This window comes from Mesorhizobium sp. P3_A10 (assembly GCF_056403175.1).
On record NZ_JBFUFZ010000002.1, the window covers coordinates 1,098,336 to 1,117,993 of the forward strand.

Annotated in this window: 15 protein-coding genes and 1 pseudogene; 14 read left to right on the top strand and 2 right to left on the bottom strand. The window is 65.2% G+C overall.

Annotated elements, in window-relative coordinates; genetic code table 11:
• Positions 1-126: 126 nt before the first annotated feature.
• The 5 genes from AC1DXU_RS12110 to AC1DXU_RS12130 are packed head-to-tail and all read left to right on the top strand — an operon-like array spanning position 127 to position 4,847.
• Positions 127-924, top strand: a complete 798-nt coding sequence (locus AC1DXU_RS12110) for an ABC transporter ATP-binding protein (RefSeq protein WP_477368545.1) — start codon at positions 127-129, stop codon at positions 922-924.
• On the top strand, positions 921-1,670 hold the full coding sequence (locus tag AC1DXU_RS12115; RefSeq protein ID WP_477368548.1) for a branched-chain amino acid ABC transporter ATP-binding protein: 750 nt from the start codon (positions 921-923) through the stop codon (positions 1,668-1,670). Before AC1DXU_RS12110 ends, AC1DXU_RS12115 begins: the two co-directional genes overlap by 4 nt.
• A complete protein-coding gene (locus AC1DXU_RS12120) occupies positions 1,667-2,575 on the top strand; it encodes a branched-chain amino acid ABC transporter permease (RefSeq protein ID WP_477368551.1) in 909 nt (302 codons plus the stop codon). The genes AC1DXU_RS12115 and AC1DXU_RS12120 overlap by 4 nt, the downstream gene beginning before the upstream one ends.
• On the top strand, positions 2,572-3,546 hold the full coding sequence (locus AC1DXU_RS12125; protein ID WP_477368950.1) for a branched-chain amino acid ABC transporter permease: 975 nt from the start codon (positions 2,572-2,574) through the stop codon (positions 3,544-3,546). The genes AC1DXU_RS12120 and AC1DXU_RS12125 overlap by 4 nt, the downstream gene beginning before the upstream one ends.
• 8 nt (positions 3,547-3,554) lie before the next feature.
• The gene (locus AC1DXU_RS12130) at positions 3,555-4,847 is read left to right on the top strand and encodes an NAD(P)/FAD-dependent oxidoreductase (protein WP_477368952.1); all 1,293 of its coding nucleotides are present in this window, start codon (positions 3,555-3,557) and stop codon (positions 4,845-4,847) included.
• Here the strand turns inward: AC1DXU_RS12130 and AC1DXU_RS12135 are convergent.
• A pseudogene (locus tag AC1DXU_RS12135) lies at positions 4,844-5,209 on the bottom strand (hypothetical protein); the annotation flags it as partial. The gene AC1DXU_RS12130 and the pseudogene AC1DXU_RS12135 sit on opposite strands and share 4 nt — an antisense overlap.
• On the opposite strand from AC1DXU_RS12135, the gene AC1DXU_RS12140 reads away from it, so the two are divergent.
• The 6 genes from AC1DXU_RS12140 to AC1DXU_RS12165 all read left to right on the top strand — a co-directional run bounded on the left by AC1DXU_RS12140 (position 5,203) and on the right by AC1DXU_RS12165 (position 13,254).
• Positions 5,203-5,733, top strand: a complete 531-nt coding sequence (locus AC1DXU_RS12140; protein WP_477368554.1) for an Lrp/AsnC family transcriptional regulator — start codon at positions 5,203-5,205, stop codon at positions 5,731-5,733. The pseudogene AC1DXU_RS12135 and the gene AC1DXU_RS12140 sit on opposite strands and share 7 nt — an antisense overlap.
• Positions 5,734-5,829: 96 nt before the next feature.
• Positions 5,830-7,242 (top strand): SWIM zinc finger family protein, encoded by a 1,413-nt coding sequence (locus AC1DXU_RS12145; RefSeq protein WP_477368557.1) that lies wholly within the window; start codon positions 5,830-5,832, stop codon positions 7,240-7,242.
• Entirely contained in the window at positions 7,239-8,672 is a 1,434-nt protein-coding gene (locus AC1DXU_RS12150) for a DUF5691 domain-containing protein (RefSeq protein WP_477368560.1), read from the top strand. Before AC1DXU_RS12145 ends, AC1DXU_RS12150 begins: the two co-directional genes overlap by 4 nt.
• Before the next feature lie 19 nt (positions 8,673-8,691).
• A complete protein-coding gene (locus tag AC1DXU_RS12155; protein WP_477368563.1) occupies positions 8,692-9,771 on the top strand; it encodes an ATP-binding protein in 1,080 nt (359 codons plus the stop codon).
• A gap of 4 nt (positions 9,772-9,775) precedes the next feature.
• Positions 9,776-12,025: a DUF5682 family protein gene (locus AC1DXU_RS12160; protein WP_477368565.1), complete on the top strand. Its 2,250-nt coding sequence runs from the start codon at positions 9,776-9,778 to the stop codon at positions 12,023-12,025.
• Between the two features lie 2 nt (positions 12,026-12,027).
• Entirely contained in the window at positions 12,028-13,254 is a 1,227-nt protein-coding gene (locus AC1DXU_RS12165) for a VWA domain-containing protein (RefSeq protein ID WP_477368568.1), read from the top strand.
• Between the two features lie 11 nt (positions 13,255-13,265).
• Here the strand turns inward: AC1DXU_RS12165 and tssH are convergent, their stop codons facing one another.
• The gene (gene tssH, locus AC1DXU_RS12170) at positions 13,266-16,085 is read right to left on the bottom strand and encodes a type VI secretion system ATPase TssH (RefSeq protein ID WP_477368571.1); all 2,820 of its coding nucleotides are present in this window, start codon (positions 16,083-16,085) and stop codon (positions 13,266-13,268) included.
• A gap of 316 nt (positions 16,086-16,401) precedes the next feature.
• Here tssH and tssA point away from each other — a divergent pair, with 316 nt between their 5' ends.
• Genes tssA through tssC form a run of 3 tightly spaced genes read left to right on the top strand, consistent with a single transcriptional unit; the run spans position 16,402 to position 19,623 of the window.
• Positions 16,402-17,565, top strand: coding sequence for a type VI secretion system protein TssA (gene tssA, locus AC1DXU_RS12175; protein ID WP_477368574.1), 1,164 nt, complete (start codon positions 16,402-16,404; stop codon positions 17,563-17,565).
• A 6-nt stretch (positions 17,566-17,571) separates the two neighbouring features.
• Positions 17,572-18,111, top strand: coding sequence for a type VI secretion system contractile sheath small subunit (gene tssB / locus AC1DXU_RS12180; protein WP_477368577.1), 540 nt, complete (start codon positions 17,572-17,574; stop codon positions 18,109-18,111).
• 3 nt (positions 18,112-18,114) lie between these two features.
• Entirely contained in the window at positions 18,115-19,623 is a 1,509-nt protein-coding gene (gene tssC / locus AC1DXU_RS12185; RefSeq protein WP_477315625.1) for a type VI secretion system contractile sheath large subunit, read from the top strand.
• The last annotated feature ends 35 nt before the right edge of the window (positions 19,624-19,658 follow it).

Consider the following 19,658-nt stretch of genomic DNA (forward strand, 5'->3'; position numbering starts at 1 on the left):
CTTGGCCCGCTTCGGCCCGTTTTCGGCTTGCGGAGAAAATTAAAGCCGATTAGCGTGATCAAAGCAAGTGTGATCACAAATCAAAAAAATCAGAAAGCGGCAACGACCGCTCGGCCAGAGGGGTGCATGAGCGAGACAACGGCACGACAGGACGAGACCCCCGCACCAGTGCTGGCGGCGAAGAACGTCGTCAGGCGCTTTGGCGGCCTCGTCGCGGTCAACGACGTCTCGTTTGAGGTCAGGCCGGGCGAAATCCTTGGCCTCATCGGCCCGAACGGCGCCGGCAAGACGACGATGTTCGATCTGCTCGCCGGCAGCATCCTGCCTTCCAGCGGCGAGATCTTTCTCAACGGCACGCTGGTCTCGGGCGAAGCCGCGCACCGCCGCATCGGCCGCGGCCTTGGCCGCACCTTCCAGATTCCCCGGCCGCTGCCCAATCTGACGCTGATCGAAAACGTCATGCTGGCTGCGCAGGGCCAGGCTGGCGAGAAGCTGCTCGCCAACTTCCTCACGCCGCGGCGGGTCGCCGCTGAAGAAAGGGCCGGCGAGAAAAAGGCCTTGGAGCTGCTCGAGCTGGTCGCACTTACCCATTTGGCGCATGAGCCGGCGCGCGTGCTGTCCGGCGGCCAGCGCAAGCTGCTCGAACTTGCCCGCGTGATGATGGCCGACCCGGCGATCATCCTGCTCGACGAGCCGGCTGCCGGCGTCAATGCGAGCCTGCTCGAAGTCATCATCGACCGCATTCGCGACATCAACGCGCGCGGCATCACCTTCCTTTTGATCGAGCACAATATCGACATGGTGAGCCGGCTCTGCCACCGAGTTCTCGTCATGGCGAGCGGCCAGCTTCTGTGCGAAGGCACGGCAGACGAGGTGGCGCGCGATCCGCGCGTCATCGAGGCCTATCTCGGAGGCGCGGCATGAGCGAGATCGTTCTCGATGTCCGCGACCTCGAAGCCGGCTACGAGCCCGGCGTGCCGATCGTGCGCGGCGCCTCGATCACTGTCAGCAGGGGCGAGATCGTCGTCGTGCTTGGCCCCAACGGCGCCGGCAAGTCGAGCCTGATCAAGGCCGTTGCCGGTCTCGTCCCGATCACATCAGGCACGGTGACGCTGGACGGCAAGGACATCACGTCCGCACCCGCCCACACCATGGTCCGCCTTGGCCTCGCCTTCGTGCCACAAACTGAAAACGTCTTCCCGCTAATGTCGGTCGAGGACAATCTCAGAGTTGCCTGCGGCATCATCGAGCGCCGCGAAATCCCAGCCCGCATCGAGGAGATGTACGCGGCCTTCCCGGATCTTGCCCGGCAGCGCTGCACCGCCGCCGGCAATCTTTCGGGCGGACAACGGCAGATGCTGGCGGTCGCTCGGGCGCTGATCGTCCATCCCAAGGTGCTGGTGCTCGACGAGCCTTCGGCCGGCCTGTCGCCGAAATTCGTCTCGATGGTGTTCGAGATGCTGGCCGGCATCCGCAAGTCCGGCGTCACCATCCTTTTGGTCGAACAGAACGCCAAGGCCGCGCTTGCCATCGGCGATCGCGCCTATGTGCTGGTCGATGGCAAGGACCGGCACGAGGGCGTCGCCTCCGAGCTCTGGAACGATCCGGTCGTTGCCGAACTCTATCTCGGCCAGCGCCGACAGGCCTCCGAGAAAGGGAGCCCGGCATGAACCTGCAATTTGTCGTCGACGGACTTTTGACAGGCTCGATGATCGGCCTCGGCGCCATCGGCGTCACGTTGACCTATTCGATCCTGCGCTTTTCCAACTTCGCCCATGGCGACTTCATGGCCTGGGGCACCTATGCGACGCTGGCCGTCGTCAGCGTCATAGGTGCTGTGGTCGGCAAGGTGGCGCCGATCGCGCCACTCTCCTTCGGCTGGCCGCTGATCGTGGCGCTCCTCATCGGCATGGCGCTGACCGGCCTGCTGGCGTTGCTGCTCGACTTTGTGCTGTTCGCGCGGCTGCGCGCCAAGGGCCAGGCGATCATCGTGGTGATGGCGAGCTTCGGCGCCTCTATGGCGTTGAGAAGCCTGCTCGAATTCACCTTCACCTCGCGGCCGACCTATTTCAGCCGCGCCATCCAGATCGCTATGCCGGTCGGTTTCGGCATTCGCATTACCCCCGATCAAATCGCGCTGCTGCTGCTGACCGCCGTGCTGGTGCTCGGCGTGCATCTTTTGATCACACGCACGCAGACCGGCCGCTCGATGCAGGCCCTGAGCCAGAATGCGGCGCTGGCCCGCATTGTCGGCATCGACGTTGCCAGGGTGGTGAGCGTCACCTGGCTCATTGGCGGCGCGCTCGCTTGCGTCGCCGGCGTCATGATCGGCATTCTCATCCAGATCCGCCCGTTCATGGGGTTCGACATGCTGCTGCCGATGTTCGCTGCCGCCATCCTCGGCGGCATCGGCAGCGTGCCGGGCGCCGTTCTCGGCGGCTTGATCATCGGTCTGGCTGAAGCCGGCGCGGTGCAGTTGATCGGCGCCGAATGGCGAGCGGCAGTCTCCTTCATCATCCTGATGGCGGTGCTGTTCGTGCGGCCGGTCGGTCTCTTTGGAGTGAGGGAACGCTGATGGATCTGCTCGGCTACGGCGCCTTCTTCCTGACCACCGCGCTGATCTTCTCGCTGGTCACGCTGGGGCTCAATCTGCAGTGGGGCTTGACCGGGCTGTTCAATGTCGGCCTTGCCGGCTTCGTCGCCATCGGCGCCTACACCTCGGCGCTGTTGACCACGCCCGATGATGCCGCGCGGCTGGGTGGCTTCGGCCTGCCAATCCTGGTCGGCTGGCTCGGCGCCATGCTGGTCGGTGGCATCGCCGCCGCCATCACCGGCATGGCCACGCTGCGCCTGAGATCGGACTATCTGGCGATCACCACTTTCGGCGTCGCCGTCGTCGTGCAACTGGTGGCGCTCAATGCGCAGAAACTGACCGGCGGCCCATTCGGCATCGGCTTCATCCCCCGCCCTTTCGGCAGCCTTGCCGAAACACCCCTGCTGTTCAACCTGTCGAACCTGGCCGTCGTCTCGACGGTGACGCTGATCGTCTATTTCGCGCTCGAACATCTATCGCGCAGCCCCTGGGGACGCGTGTTGAAGGCGTTGCGCGAGGACGAGCGGGCGGCGATATCCCTAGGCAAGAGCGCGCGTTTCTACCGCGTGCAAGCTTTTGCCGTCGGCGGCGCCATCATGGCGCTGGCCGGCGCGCTGCAGGCGCATTTCACTGGCTTCATCGCGCCGGACAATTATCTGCCGATCCTGACCTTCCAGGTCTGGGTGATGCTGATCGTCGGCGGCTCGGGCAGCAATCTCGGCGCCATCGTCGGCAGCATCCTGGTCTGGGCGATATGGGCGGGGTCAGGCACGCTGACCAGCCTGCTGTTCCCGCCGGAACAGCAGGCGCGCGCCGCCTCGCTGCAGATCGTCGCCATCGGCGTCATGCTGTGCGTTATCCTTCTGGTTCGGCCGAATGGCCTGTTCGGCGACAGGCCGTTGCGGGCGCGGTTCGACAAGGCTGCAAAAGCAGTGGCAGGCGAGAGCAAGTGACGGAGGACATGGCCGGCTCGCGCAGCCTTTCGCTCTGGCAGGCCATCGGCCGCAATCGCCGCGGACGGCCGGCTCTCAATGGCGCACTCGATGTCGATCTGGCGATTGTCGGCGGCGGCTTCACCGGCCTGTCGACTGCGCTGCACGCTGCAGAACAAGGACGCTCGGTCGTCGTCCTCGAAGCCGAAATCATTGCCTGGGGCGCAACTGGCCGCAATGCCGGCTTCGTGGTGCCGAACTTCGCCAAAATGGATCCGGCTGACATCCTTGCCCATCTCGGACCGGAACGCGGCGAACGGCTGATCGATTTCGCCGCCGGCAGCGCCGACCTCGTCTTCGGCCTGATCGAGCAACACGGTATCGCATGCGACGCGCTGCAGAGCGGATGGATCCAGCCGGCGCATTCGCCGGCCGCTTTCGAAAAGGTCAAATCACGCGCCAGCCAATGGGCAGAGCGCGGCAGACCTGTCGTCACGCTGGATAGGCGGGCGATCGAGGACCTGACCGGGGTCCGTGGCTATGTCGGCGGCTGGATGGACCGTTCCGGCGGTGTGCTCAATCCCGTGGAATATGCGCGCGGGCTGGCCGATGCGGCGGAGAAGGCCGGGGCGCGCATCTTCGAGCACACGACTGTCACGTCGATCGATCGCATTGCGGACGGCTGGGCCGTCAAGACGGCGGCTGGGTCGGTGCGTGCCGGAAGAGTGCTGATCGCCACCAACGCCTATGGCGGGGTGCTGAATCCCACGCTGCAGCGGACCTATTTTCCGCTGAAAGTTTTTCAGATCGCCACGGCGCCACTGCCGCGCGAGATACGCACGCGCCTGCTGCCGGGCGGGCAAGGCGTCGGCGACACCAGGCGCAATCTCTTCACCTTCCGCTTCGATCGTGACAACCGGCTGATCAGCGGCGGCATGCATATTTTTGGACCCGGCGCCGACACGCGGGTGCCGCAGAAAATCTGGCGCCGGCTTGTGCAACATCTTGAGCTTCCCGACCTGCCGCCTCTTGAATACAGCTGGTCGGGGATGGCGGCCGTCGAACCCGACTTCCTGCCTCGCCTCGTCGATCTCGGGCCTGGCCTGATCGCCGGCTTTGCCTGCAACGGGCGCGGCATCGCCATGACCACGGCGATGGGCAAGGTGCTGGCCGACTGGGCTCGTGGAACCGACGCGCGCGACCTGCCGCTGCCCTTTGCGCCGCCGTCGCCGATCCCGTTGCACGGCCTTTTGAGGCATGCGCCGAACATGCTGCTGCCGTGGAGCATGCTGCGCGACCGGCTGGACGCGGCGGCAGCCTAACCCGGCTTGATCGACGATGCGGCTTGCCGCTGGCCTGCGGCAGGCCACGCCGCTGCAGCAGCGGCAACCAGCATCAGCAGCGCTGCGACGACAGCGCATGTGGCATATCCAAACCCCGCATAGAGCGGGCCGAAGCTGGTGGTGCCGACAAAGACCGCAAAGTAGGTCACCGCGCTGTTCAAACCCATGATGGTGCCGCGCCGCGAAGGGTCGAGCGCCGTCAGACGCATCACCAGCACGTTCAGTCCGAAATGATTGGCAAGGCCCCAGATGGCCACCATCGCCAGCGTCAGGCGGAAACTGCCGCTTGCCGCGGCAAGCGCCACATACACGGTGGCGACAAGCAGGTAGGCGAATGGCAGATGGCATTCCGCAGAACAGGCCTGCCACCCGCGATCTCGACGCAATCGACCGAAAAATATTAGGCGTCCTGGTCGACGACGCCACAATCAGCTATGCTGAACTCGGCGATCGTGTCGGCCTTTCGCCGCCGGCGGCCCATGAACGGGTCAAGCGGCTGCGGCGCAGCGGCGCCATTCGCGCCACGTCAGCCATCATCGAGCCCAAGGCGGTGAAGAAGCCACTGCTTGCCTTCGTGCATGTCGACACAAGCGGCTGGGGCAAGACGCCGGAACTGATGGCGATCTCCGAATTTCCGGAAGTGGAGGAGATCCATTCGGTGGCCGGCGACACATGCATGCTGATCAAGGTCCGCACCGAGGACACAAGAGCGCTCGAAGGCCTGCTGCAGCGCCTGTATGAAACGCCCGGGGTCACCTCGACGCGAAGCTATGTGGTGCTGTCGACCTATCTCGAGCGGCCGGTTCAGCCCGGCATCACCACCGAATGGCCGATGCCCCGGCACATGGCCAAGCCGCTGTATTGATCTGCACCATCTTCGTCTTGCCGGGGCCACAACAATCCTTCACAAACGGCACCCTATACTGATGCTGGGCATTGCTTGGGGTACGAGAGGCGCGGCTTGGAATTCGAACTGAAAACCATCGAGGCGCTTGCTCCTGACCAGGCGTCGCTGAGCGCCGCCTCGAAGCTGACCAAGCGATCGAACTGGCCGCGCCTCGAAAAGAATGAGCAGCAGGCGCTGATCTGGGGGGAATGCCAGGGCTCCGGCTCTAACCCTTATCGCACCGTGGTCGACACCGGCGACCATGGCTACAAATGCACCTGCCCGTCGCGGAAATTTCCCTGCAAGCACACGCTGGCGCTGATGTGGATCGCCGCCACGGCGCCGGCCAGCTTCACATCAGCCGAAACGACGCCGGAATGGGTGAATGACTGGCTTGGCCGGCGCCGGAAGACGACGGCCCAGCCGGCCAGCGAAAGGCCGGGCGCGGGAGCCAATGCGTCCGGCAAGAGTATCGGCGAGGCCGCACAGCCGGATGAAAGCACCGCTATCGAAGATGCCGCGGCGGCAGAGCGCCGCGAGGCGGCGCAGCGCAAGCGGGCGGAAGACACGCGGTCTTCGGTGGCCGGCGCGCTGGACGAACTCGACCAGTGGATTGCCGACCAGCTGCGGCTCGGCCTTTCCGCCTTTGCTGATGCCAGCAGCGAGCGCTGCCGCCGCATTGCCGCGCGGCTGGTCGACATGAAGGCGACGGCGCTTGCCGGACGCATCGACGAGATTCCGGCGCGGCTGATGGCGCTGCGCAGCGAAGAGCGGCCGGATGCGGCGATCCGCGAACTCGGCAAGCTGGTGTTATTGGCCAGGGCCTGGCGCTCGACGCCCGACGATCCCGAACTGAAGCGGCTGGTGTCGGCGTCCGAAACCCGCGACCAGGTGCTGGCCAATCCCGATGCAAAACAGGTCGATAGCCAGTGGGAAGTCATCGGCGAGAAGATCGAAACCCGCCGCGACGGCCTCGTCAGCCATTCGACATGGTTGCTCGATCTGAAAAGCCCGGCACCGCAATTTGCGCTGCTGCTCGATTTCTTCCCGGCCTCGGCCGGCCGCCGCTCGGCGGCGTTTACGCCCGGCGACCGCTTCGATGCAAGGCTGGTGTTTTATCCGTCGCGCCAGCCGCTGCGCGCGCTGGTGGCGGAGCGCAAGGGCGATGTCGCATCCGGCGCATGGCCGGATTTCGGCCAAAGCACAATCAAGGATCCGCTCGCCGCGCATGCATCGCATCAGGACGCAGCGCCCTGGTCGACCGACTGCCCGCTGATGCTGCCGGCCGGCGCGATCCTGCTCGACGAACGCGGCGCCGCCTGGTGGCAAGCAGCGCACGACCCGCAAGGGATCGCTTTGCCCGTCGCCGGCACCGTCGATCAGACCGTGCTTGGCCTCGATCTCGCGGCCACGGCAGCGCTGTGGAATGGCGCTCGGCTCGATCTGCTCGCCGCGCAAAGCGGTTTCGGGAGGCTCGATCTGTCATGAACGAGCTCGAACTGACCGGCCTGGCGACGATGCGCGACTGCTGGATCACAGGCGGAACCACATTCGATCTGGCTCCCGCCGCATGGAAGGAAATCGCCGTCGGCGCAAGCCCGGACGAACGAGAACGGCTGTTGCTGGCGATCGCCGCGCAGGCGCTCGATGTCGGCTTGCGGCCAGCGGCGCCGAAGACGCTGAAGCGGCGTCCGCCACTGCCAAGGCTTGGCCTGCCGCTGCTGCCTGAACGGTTGCGGCCGCTGTTGCGGGCGGCCCTGAAGAATGCCGCCGATGCACGGCGCAAGGCACGCGTGGCGACGCTTGTCGCCAGCCGCGGCTACGTGCTGCATCCGATGGACTGGATGCCGTCGGCATCGGATCAGAACAGCCCTGACACTTATGCGCCCTGGATCGACTGGCAGGCCAGCGTGGAGGGGCTGAAGATTGCGCCGCAGGAGCAGCTGACGGTGCAGAACTGGGACGATTTCTATCCCGCCGCGCGGCGCATCGCGCTGGCCGAGATGCGGCGCCGGGACCCGGCCACGGCCCGCAGCCTGATCGAAGCCAAGGCGCCGGGCGAACCGGCGGAGGTCCGGCTGGCGCTGATCGAACTCATGCATTTCGGCCTCTCGGCCGCGGACGCTCCGTTCCTGAAAAGCCTGGCCACCGACCGCTCCGGCAAGGTGCAGGAACTGGCGGGTCGACTGCTGGCAAGGCTGGGCGAGCACACCGGCGATGGCGGAGCCGACGATCCCGTTGCCGAACTCGCCGCCTTCATCGCAGAAGGCAAATCCGGCTTCATCCGCCGCCGCACCACCTACACGCCGGCAAAACTCAAATCGCCGGCGCAGGAAAAGCGCCGCGCCGAATTGTTCGAAACCTGCAATCTGGTCGACCTCGCGGCACGCTTCGGCGTCGGCGAGGCCGACTTCATCGCAGCCTGGCAGTTCGGCAGCGACAGCACCGCGGACATCTACATCGCACGCATGGTCGGCGCTTCCGGCAGTGACGCAGCGGTGGCGCAGATGGCCGATACGCTGGTCGCCGAGGGCGGCAAGCCGGCGCCTTTCGTCCTTCACCTCATGCCGCGCCTGGACAGTCGCAGAAAGCGTGTCCTGGTCAGGCTGATCCTGAAAGACACGAAATATCTTGGCGCGCTCAACCTTGCTGAAGGCGTCGAAGCGAGCTGGCTGGAATGGCCCGACCTCGCAAGCGGCCAGACCTTGCCGGCATTGCGTTCCGCTGTCGCCGGCAATGACGACGCCATGAAACGGACCATCGACGACCTATTGGAAACGATGGGCTTTCTCGCCACCGCGGCGACGGCCGAAAAATTGATCGGCGACGTTGTTGCTGCCGGCATGCCGCCGGCAGCCGCGTCGCTCGCTTTCCTGCGCCTCAATGCAGTCCTGACCGGGCCTGGACCCAACACATGACAATCCGGAGAACAGCACAATGAACGCAGCCATCCGCCTCCCCGTCGAGCAGGCCTATGCGTCCGAACTGCAGGCGCTGGCGCGCAATGACGACCGCCAGAAGCCGGCGGGATGGAGCCTGTCGCCAAAGGCCGTGCTGACCTATCTGCTCGGTGGCAAGGCAAGCGACGGCACGGTGATTTCGCCGAAATATGTCGGCCGCCGCCGGCTGATGGAAACCGCTGTGGCCACGCTCGCCACCGACCGCGCGCTGCTGTTGCTCGGCGTGCCCGGCACCGCCAAGTCGTGGGTGTCGGAACATCTCGCCGCCGCCATCATGGGCAATTCCACACTGATCGTGCAATGCACGGCCGGCACCGACGAGAACCAGATCCGCTATGGCTGGAACTATGCTCAGCTCTTGGCCAAGGGGCCGAGCCAGGATGCGCTGGTGCCGACGCCGCTCTACCGCGCCATGGAGAGTGGCAAGCTGTGCCGGCTGGAAGAACTGACGCGCATGGGTTCCGATGTGCAGGACACGCTGATCACCGTGCTGTCGGAAAAGATGATGCCGATCCCGGAGCTCAACACGTCGATCTATGCCCAGCGCGGCTTCAACATCATCGCCACAGCCAACAACCGCGACAAGGGCGTCAACGAACTGTCCTCGGCGCTCAAGCGCCGCTTCAACGTGGTGGTGCTGCCGCTGCCCGAGGACATGGCCGAAGAGGTGGCGATTGTCGCCAAGCGGGTCGACGAGATGGCCGGCGGGCTCGACCTGCCGGTGCCGAAGAATGTCGGCGAGGAGATCGCCCGCGTGCTGACCATTTTCCGCGAGCTGCGCTCCGGCGCGACCGCCGACGGCAAGGTGACGCTGAAGACGCCTTCGGGCTCGCTGTCGACCGCCGAGGCGATCGCCACCATGGTTGGCGGGCTCAGCCAGGCGGCATGGTTCGACAGCGGCAAGCTCGGCGCCGAAGGTCTTGCCGCCAGCCTCGTCGGCGCCATCATCAAGGACCCGGTGCAGGACAAGCTGGTGCTGGAGGAATATCTCGAAACGGTGCTCAAGAAGCGGCCGGACTATGCCGGCTATTACGCGGCGCTGAACGCAGCGATCTGAGGTCATGAGCGACGTCGCCTATTTCGGCATCCGCCATCACGGGCCGGGCTCCGCCGCCAGCCTGGTGCAGGCGCTGCGCGACCTGCAGCCGGTTGCCGCACTGATCGAAGGACCGAGCGACGCTTCCGCCCTGCTGCCGCTGCTGGCGCGTCCGGAAATGCAGCCGCCGGTGGCGCTGCTTTGCTATCCCGAGGACGATCCCGCCGCGACAAGTTTCTGGCCGTTCGCCGAGTTCTCGCCCGAATACCAGGCAGCGGTGTGGGCGGTGGAGAACAAGGCAGCGCTCAGGTTCATCGACCTGCCGTCATCGGCGCGCTTCGCGGCACCGGCAACCGACAACGACAAGACCGATGAGGGCGACGAGGTCGAGCCCAAGGACGAAACCGGCGAGGATAGCGAGACGGCATCGCATAGCGATCCGATCGGCACGCTGGCTGAGGCCGCTGGCTATGAGGATGGCGAAAGCTGGTGGGCCGACATTATCGAGCAGAACCCGCAGCCGGGTCCGATCTTCGCGGCCATCGCCGATGCGATGACGACGCTGCGCGACGGCGAAGGCACTATCGCGCCGTTCGAGGCCAAGCGTGAGGCGCACATGCGGCTCGAGATTGCCGCAGCGCGCAAGGAATTCGATGGACCGATCGCCGTCGTCTGCGGCGCATGGCACGTGCCGGCCCTGCAGGCGGCGCACACGCAGAAAAACGATCAGGCGCTGATCAAGGGAATTGCCAAGCGCAAGAGCACCATGACCTGGGCGCCATGGACTGGACCGCGTCTGGCGCTGGGTTATGGCTATGGCGCCGGCGTCGTCGCGCCTGGTTGGTGCAAGCATCTGTGGCGCACGCGCGAGCGGCGCGATGCCGCGACGCTATGGCTGGCGATGATTGCGGCGGTGCTGCGGGCGAAGGGCCATCTGGTCTCGACCGCGTCGCTGATCGAAGCCGAGCGGCTTGCCCGCACACTGGCCGCCATTCGCGATCGGCCGAAACCCGGCTTCGAGGAATTGCGCGACGCCGCGATCGCGGCGCTGTTCAATGGCGAAGCGCTGTTGTGGGCGCTGGTCGAGGCAGAGCTGCTGCTGGGCGCTGATGTCGGCGAGATTCCACCCGACACGCCGCTGGCGCCGCTGATCGAGGATCTGCAGCGCAACCAGAAGGCGGCACGGCTGAAGCCGGAGGCGCTGGAGCGCGAGCTATCCGTCGACCTGCGCAGCGACAGCGGCCTGTTTCGCTCGACGTTGCTGCACCGGCTGAATGTGCTCGGCGTGCAGTGGGGCCGACTGGCCGATGCCGGCCGCAGCCGCGGCACCTTTCGCGAAAAATGGACGCTGGCCTGGGAGCCGGAATATGCCGTGCGCCTGGTCGAGAACCTGATCTATGGCCCGACCATCGAAAAGGCCGCCAATGGCCGCCTGATCCAGATGCTCGGTGCCGCCGCCAGCCTCGACACGCTTGCGGCACTTGTCCAGAGCGCCATCACGGCTGATCTGTCCGAGGCCTCGAGCGCCGGTCTTGCGGCGTTGGAGGCGCGGGCGGCGCATAGCAGCGAATGCCTGGAGATCCTGGCCTCGGTGCCACCGCTTGCCGACATCATCCGCTACGGCGAAGCGCGCAAGACTGAAACCAACCGGCTGTCCGGTTTGTTGGAGCGGCTGATCGTCGAAGGCGCGATCGCGTTGCCCTATGCGGTGCGCGACCTGGACGAGCAGGCCGCCACGACACTGGTCGGCGCGGTGCGCAAGGCCGACGCGGCGATCCGCCTGGTCGAGCCCGGCGAAGACGTGCTCGACGCCTGGCGCAACGGGCTGACCGGCGTGCTGGAAGGGCAGCGCTCGACGGCGCTGCTCGCCGGCTGCGCGGCGCATCTGCTCTACGAGGCCGGACAACTGTCGGCCGAGGACGCTGCCGGGCTGCTCGGGCGCAGGCTGTCGCCGGGAACGCCGGTGGTGCAGGCGGCGGGCTTCTTCGAAGGCTTCTTCAGCACTGCCGGCCAGCGGCTGATCTATGACGAGGGTCTGCGCGGCGCCGTCGATGCCTGGCTAAAATCCCTCGACGAGGACGCCTTCATCGCGCATCTGCCGCTGCTGCGCCGTGTTTTCTCCAATCTGGACTCGATGGAGCGCCGACGGCTGATCGAGGCCGTGCTCGGCCGCGCCCAGCGCCTGCCTGCCGGCCTGACGCCGGCGCCGGATGGCGGCGAGGCCTGGCGCCGGCACCTGGAGCGGCTTGGAACATTGCTGAACAGCGGGACATGACTATGGAAGACGAAACAGAGGCGGATAGCTCCGCCGCATCGGCCGATGGTGGGCGGGAGCGCCGCTGGCGGCTGGCAATCGGCGCCGATGACGACGCTTCATCGGCCCTTTCCAGTGACGACAAGCGGCTGTCGTCCGCACTCGATGCGCTTTACGGCGACGGCGCTAATGCCGATGCCGACCCACGCAAGCGGCGCGGCGGGCTTGGCCGCTCGGCGCCGCGCGTGGCGCAATGGATGGGCGACATCCGCTCCTTCTTTCCTGCACAGGTCGTCCAGATCGTCCAGAAGGATGCTTTCGAGCGGCTGAACCTGAAGCAGATGCTGATGGAGCCGGAGTTTCTCAAGGCGATCGAGGCCGACGTCAACCTCGTCGCCGACCTGATCTCGCTGCGCGCGGTGATGCCGGCCAAGACCAAGGACATTGCCCGCACCATCATCGCCGACATCGTCGCAAAGCTGATGCAGCGGCTGGAACAGAAGACCGCCGAGGCAATCCGCGGCGCGCTCGACCGGTCGAAACGCATCAATCGTCCGCGCCAGCGCGACATAGACTGGCCGCGCACCATCTCGGCCAATCTTCGCCACTACCAGCCCGAGCACAAAACCATCGTGCCGGAAAAGCTGGTCGGCTTCATGCGCAAGCAACGCCGGCTGGTCGACCTGGACGAGGTCGTCCTGTGCGTCGACCAGTCCGGCTCGATGGCCAGTTCTGTGATCTATGCTTCGATCTTCGCGGCTGTCATGGCCTCGCTGCCCGTGGTGCGCACCAAGCTGGTCTGTTTCGACACGGCAATCGTCGACCTGACCGAAGAGCTCAGCGACCCGGTCGAAGTGCTGTTCGGCGTCCAGCTTGGCGGCGGCACCGACATCAACCAGGCCGTTGCCTATTGCGCCGACCGCATCGAGCGGCCGACCAAGTCGCATTTCGTGCTGATCACCGACCTTTATGAAGGCGGCAACGGCCAGGAGTTGCTGCGGCGGCTGGCGGCGCTGGTGCGGTCCGGCGTCAATGTCGTGGTGCTGCTGGCGCTGACCGACCAGGGCCGACCGGGTTACGATCCGGCAATGTCAGCCTCGGTCGCCGCACTCGGCATACCGGTCTTTGCCTGCACGCCCGACCTGTTTCCCGACATGATGGCGGCGGCGTTACGGCGCGAGGACATCGGCGCCTGGGCGGCGGGCGCCGACATCAAACTGATCCGCGCCGAGGCGGAGACACCGCAATAGCAGCGGGGCAGCTATTCAAACGAATAGGCAAACCCGTCCGCGGAAGCGCTCACCGTCACCTTGGTCATCTTTTCGCCGTCGAGCGAGCGGTTCAGCACGCCGCGGCTGAGTTCCGGCAGCAGCGTGTTGGTCAGGATGGCGTCGATCATGCGGCCGCCGGACTCGATCTCGGTGCAGCGCGCCTTGACCAGGTCCATGACACCGTCGCCGATGACCAGTTCGGCGTCGTGCGTTGCGCGCAGCCGCCGTGCGATCTTGGCGAACTGGTGGCGTGTAATAGCCTCGATCATCGAATCCGAGAGCGGGTAGTAGGGGATGGTCACCACGCGACCGAGGAAGGCCGCCGGAAAGACCTTCAACAGCGGGCCGCGCAGCGCCGTGTCGAGGTCGTCGAGCCCGGCGCGCACGGTGCCGCTCTTGGTTCGGTCCATGATGACTTCGGAACCGACATTCGACGTCAGCAGGATCAGCGTGTTCTTGAAATCGATCCGCCTGCCCTCGCTGTCGTCCATCATTCCCTTATCGAAGACCTGGAAGAAGATCTCGTGCACGTCGGGATGCGCCTTTTCGACCTCGTCGAGCAGGATCACCGAATAGGGTTTCCTGCGCACCGCTTCGGTCAGGATGCCGCCCTTGCCGTAGCCGACATAGCCGGGCGGCGCACCCTTCAGCGTCGAGACGGTGTGGGCTTCCTGGAATTCCGACATGTTGATCGAGATCAGGTTCTGCTCGCCGCCATAGAGCGTCTCGGCCAGCGCCAGTGCTGTCTCGGTCTTGCCGACGCCCGAGGGGCCGCAGAGCAGGAACACGCCGACCGGCTTTTCCGGTGCGCCGAGGCCGGCACGGCTGGTCTGCACGCGCTTGGCGATCATCTCCATGGCGTGATCCTGCCCGACAACGCGTTCGGAGAGGGTTGCGGCGAGCTTGAGCGCCTTTTCGGTCTGGCTCGACAGCATCCGTCCCGTCGGGATGCCGGTCCAGTCCTGGACCACGGCCGCGACCGCGTTGCGGTCGACCGATGGCAGGATCAGCGGCGTCTCGCCTTGCGCCTCGGCGAGTTCGGCCATCAGTTCGCGCAGCCGGGCGAGATCGGCTGCCGGATCGGCTGGAGGAGGTTCCGCCTCCGCCGGCGCCTCGGCGTCGGCCTTGGCTTTGGCCGCCTTGGTCTTGGCCGTTTCAGCCTTGGACGGCTCTGTCTTGGGTGGCTCCGACTTGGGCACCTTGGTCTTTTCTTCGTCCGGCGCTGCCGTTTCGGCATCGGCCTCCGGCGCCGCCACCGTATCGAGCGGCACGCCCTCGCCGCGCAGCCTGGCGCGCAATTCGAGGATTTCGGCGACCAGCGCCTTTTCCCGCCCCCAACGCTCCTGCGCGGCGGCAAGCGTGAGTTCGGTCTCAGCAAGCCCGGTCTCGACCCGTGTCTGCCGGTCGGTCACGTCGATGCCGATCGCCGCCTCGCGACCGATGATGCCCTGTTCGACCTCCAGCGCCTGGCGGCGGCGCAGAATATCCTCGACCTCGGCCGGCGTGGCGTGCTGCGATATTGCGACCCTGGCGCAAGCGGTGTCGAGAAGGCTCACCGCCTTGTCCGGCAATTGCCGTGCCGGGATGTAGCGATGCGACAGGCCGACAGCCGCCTCGATCGCCTCATCCAGTATCTGCACCTTGTGGTGCTGCTCCAGCACGCCGGCGACGCCGCGCAGCATCAGAACGGCCACCGCTTCCGACGGCTCGTCGATCTTGACCACCTGGAAACGGCGGGTGAGCGCCGGGTCCTTCTCGATATATTGCTTGTACTCGGCCCAGGTGGTTGCCGCGATGGTGCGCAGTTCGCCGCGCGCCAGCGCCGGCTTCAAAAGATTGGCGGCATCGCCTGTTCCGGCCGCACCGCCAGCGCCGATCAAGGTGTGGGCCTCGTCGATGAACAGGATGACCGGCGTCTCGGAGGATTGAACCTCGTCGATGACCGCCTTCAGCCGTTTCTCGAACTCGCCCTTGACGCTGGCGCCCGCCTGCATCAGGCCGACGTCGAGCATGCGCACGCTGATGCCCTCAAGCGTCGGCGGCACGTCACCCTGGGCGATGCGCAAGGCAAAGCCCTCGACCACCGCGGTTTTGCCCACCCCGGCCTCACCGGTCAGGATCGGGTTGTTCTGCCGGCGCCGCATCAGGATATCGATGATCTGCCGTATCTCCGGATCGCGGCCGACGACCGGGTCGATCTTGCCGTCGCGGGCGCGCTGGGTCAGGTCGGTGGCATATTTGGCCAGTGCCGAATCCCCGCCTGGAGCCCGGCGCGGCGCATCAGCGGCGGGAACCTCAGTGGTGGTGGCGCCGCCTTCCAGCGAACCTTCCACGACATCGGCGAACCTAGGGATGACCGCGTCGGCATCGATCTTGTCGAACTCGGCGCTGATCTTCGACACCAGGCCTTCCAGGACCGGCGTCTTCAGGCAGGCAAGCAAAACATGCGCACTGCGGACTTCCTCGACGCCGAATTCCAGTGTTGCCAGGTTCCAGGCCTCCTGGATGGCATGAAAGATATGATCGGAAAATTCCTCGATCGAGGTGGCGCCGTAAGGCAGCTTGTCGACGGCGCGGGTCATGTCGCTTGTTAGCCGGCTTGCATCCACCCCGGCATCGGCGATCATCATCTGCACATCCGAGCGATCCGAGAGCACCAGCTGCTCGATGAAATGGACGAGTTCGACATACGGATTGCCGCGCAATTTGGCGGCGTCGGCCGCGGCCTTGAAGGCGCGCACACAGACAGGATTGAGCTTACCGACCAGTTCCTTGCGTTTGAAGCTCTGCGATGACCGGCGCTGTTCCATCGAACGTGCTCCTGCAATCTGCCTGCCGATAACCTGCCACATAAGCAGTCACTTGACAAAGCGCGTGATTCAGCCGGTTTCTTCCGTTTGTGGAAAGTCCCGCACCCCTGGCTGCAAACAACCACGAAATTACTCCTCTCTATGCGACCCATTTCACATACAGGGTTCGGCAATCAGGCCACGGATTTCGGCACTCAAGACACGGCCGCGTTAGCTTCCGTTAATGTTTTGGGCAGTCGCTGAATTGTGGTAAAGTGCAACGGTGTGATAACGTCGGGTCACATACGGTTTCAGGGCCGGTCGCTGGGGGTAAAGTGTGATTGATCTCGCACTCTGGCTTAATCCGCTCGACGGTGAAAACCCGTCAGGGGCGGACTTGCGCAACGATCCGGCCTTTCATGAGCTGGAGCGCCTCACCGAACCGCAGATCAAGGTCGTCCATGACGGCCGCAACAAGCCCGCCGCGCAATCGACGGTTCCGGTCGACTGGCCTGCCGTGCTTGGCAAGGCGGAGGAGTTGCGTTCGCATGGCCGCGACCTGCGCCTGCTTGTCATCGTCACCCGTGCACTGGCCAATGAGCAAGGGCTGGCCGGGCTTGCCCAGGGCCTGACCCTTATTGCGCAGACCTTCGATGCGCATTGGGAAACCATGCACCCGGCGCTGCGACCCAGCGCTACGCCACGCGATGCCGCCCTGCGCCGCATCAACGCGCTGCTCGACCTGCAGAATGGCCAGGGGTTACTGGCGGACCTGCGGCAAATGACATTCTTTTCGCCGCGCACTATCGGACCGATCAGTGGACGCGATCTGGAACAAGGCGCGCTCGACGACCGCGTCATGCTGCAGGAAGCGGCATCGGGATTGAACAATGCCGAAAAGGCAGCCCTGGTCGCCGCTCACGGGCAGCTTTTGAACCGGGTGCGCAGCGGCTGCGCGGCGCAGGCGGACCAGGCCAACGCCGAAATGACATCGCTGATTGCCGACGCCCAGGCCGTGATCGCGGCGCTCGATGCGGTCGACACAGCGCTCAATGTTCTCGTGGACGGCAGCGGCAGCGCCGTTCCGGAATTAAAGCGGTTTCTGCAGCGTTTGCTGACGACCCTCGAACGGTATTCGGCAGCGGAGACAGTGACGAATGGCGCAGCCAGTCCAGCGCCCGCCCCGGCGGATCCGGGACCGCCGGTCCGAAACGGTCATGGAGCCGAGACAATGGCAAGCTACGCTGAACCGAGTGCGGGGCTCCCGGACAGGATTTCCTCGCGCGATGACGTGGTGAAGTGCCTCGACCTTGTCGTGGCCTTCTACGACCGCACCGAGCCGTCGAGCCCGATCCCGCATCTGGCGCGGCGCGTGCGCCGGATGGTGCACATGGATTTCGTTGAACTGATGGAAGATCTCGCCCCGTCGGGGCTGAAGGAATTCCGGCTGCTGGCCGGCGTTCCAGACGCCAAGAAGACCGCCCAGAAGGATGAAAGGTAGCAACACATGCCAGCCGAAAGCAAAGCGAAGGTCATCGAGCGAAATCGCGCCCCGCGCGTGCAGATCGCCTACGATGTGGAAACCTACGGCAGCCCGACGACGATCGAACTGCCGTTCGTCATGGGTGTGATGGCCGACCTGTCGGGCGCATCGCAGACCAGGGAAGCGTCGAAGACGGTTCTGGACCGCTCCTTCGTCGAGACAGACGCCAACCGGTTCCCCAAGTTCATGGAGGCGCTCGGACCCAGGGTCAAGGCGCGGGTGAAGAACACGCTGCCGCAGGCCGAAGGCCAGGAGCGTGACGAAGAGCTGGCGCTCGACCTGACCTTCACCAAGATGGGCGATTTCGCACCCGACAAGATCGCCGAACAGGTTCCGCAACTGGCCGAGATCCTCAAGATGCGGCGCCAGCTGGAGGAACTGCTCGGCTTCATGGACGGCCGCGTCGATGCCGAAAAGCGCATCGCCCAGTTGCTGAACAACCAGCCGCTGCTGGCGCAGATCGCCAGCCAGGCGATGTCCGACGACGACAAGGGCGAGGAATAGACCATGGCCGAACAGCAAAAGACCGCAGCAGCCGTCGCCGAGGCCGAAGCCGTCGACCTCGGAGAATTCAGCCAACTGCTGGAGAAGGACTTCAAGGTCAAGAAGGACGACAGCGAGAAGCTGCAGCAATTGGTGCGCAACCTGGCGCTGGCGGCGCAGTCGCGCTCCGAGACGACAACCATTTCGTCCAACTCGATCAAGTCGATCAAGTCGCTGATCGCTGGCATCGACAAGATGCTGACGACGCAGGTCAACGAGATCCTTCACGCGCCGGAAGTGCGCGAGATGGAAGGCACATGGCGCGGCCTTTGGTATCTCATCAACAACACCGAGACGGATGCGAAGCATCTCAAGATCCGGGTGATGAACATTTCCAAGGAGCAACTGGCCGACACGCTTGAAGACTATGAGGGCCAGATGTGGGACCAGAGCCCGATCTTCAAGAAAGTCTACACGGACGAGTATTCGATGCTCGGCGGCGAGCCGATCGGCTGCGTGGTCGGCGCCTATGAATTCTCGAACCACCCGCGTGACGTCGGCCTGCTGCGCAACATCTCCGGCATCTGCGCCTCGGCACACACGCCGTTTATCGCAGCCGCCTCGCCGCGCCTGTTCCGCATGGACAGCTGGCAGGAACTGCCGAACCCGCAAGACCTGCAGATGATCGTGAACAATCCGGCCTATGCCTCGTGGCAGTCGCTGCGCGAGAGCGAGGACGCCCGCTATATCGGCCTGACCATGCCGCGCGTGCTGGCACGGCTGCCCTATGGTGCGGATACGGTTCCGGTGAAGGGCTTCTCCTTCGAGGAAGAGGTGCAGGGCGATCACCACAAATATGTCTGGATGAACGCCGCCTTCCCGATGGGCGTCAACATCAACCGCAGCCACAAGCTCTATGGCTGGGGCACCCAGATCCGCGGCGTCGAGAACGGCGGCACGGTGCTCAACCTGCCGGTGCACTCCTTCCCGACCGATGACGGGTCGATCGCGATGAAATGTCCGACCGAGGTCGCCATCGATGACCGGCGCGAGGCGGAACTGGCCAAGCTCGGCCTGATGCCGATCCTGCACCGCAAGAACACCGATCTGGCCGCCTTCATCGGCGCCCACTCGCTGCAGGACGACGAGACCCGGGCCGGACGCCTGGTCGATCCCGACGCCCAGTCCAACGAGCGTCTGAGCGCCAACCTGCCCTATTTATTCCCGGTCTCGCGCTTCGCGCACTACCTCAAGGCGATCGCGCGCGACAAGATCGGCTCGTTCAAGGAACGCTCCGATATGCAGATCTGGCTGACCGAGTGGATCAACCGCTACGTGCTGGCCAACCCGGCCTTCGCCGACGACAAGGCGCGCGCCAAGCGCCCGCTTGCCGCCGCCGAGGTGCAGGTGGACAGCGTGGAAGGCCGGCCAGGCTACTACAATGCCCGCTTCTACCTGCGTCCGCATTACCAGCTGGAAGGCATCAACGCCTCGCTCCGGCTGGTGTCGGAACTACCGTCCGTGAAGACTTGATTTGCAGCAATGACAATTGGTTTTTTGAAAGCGGT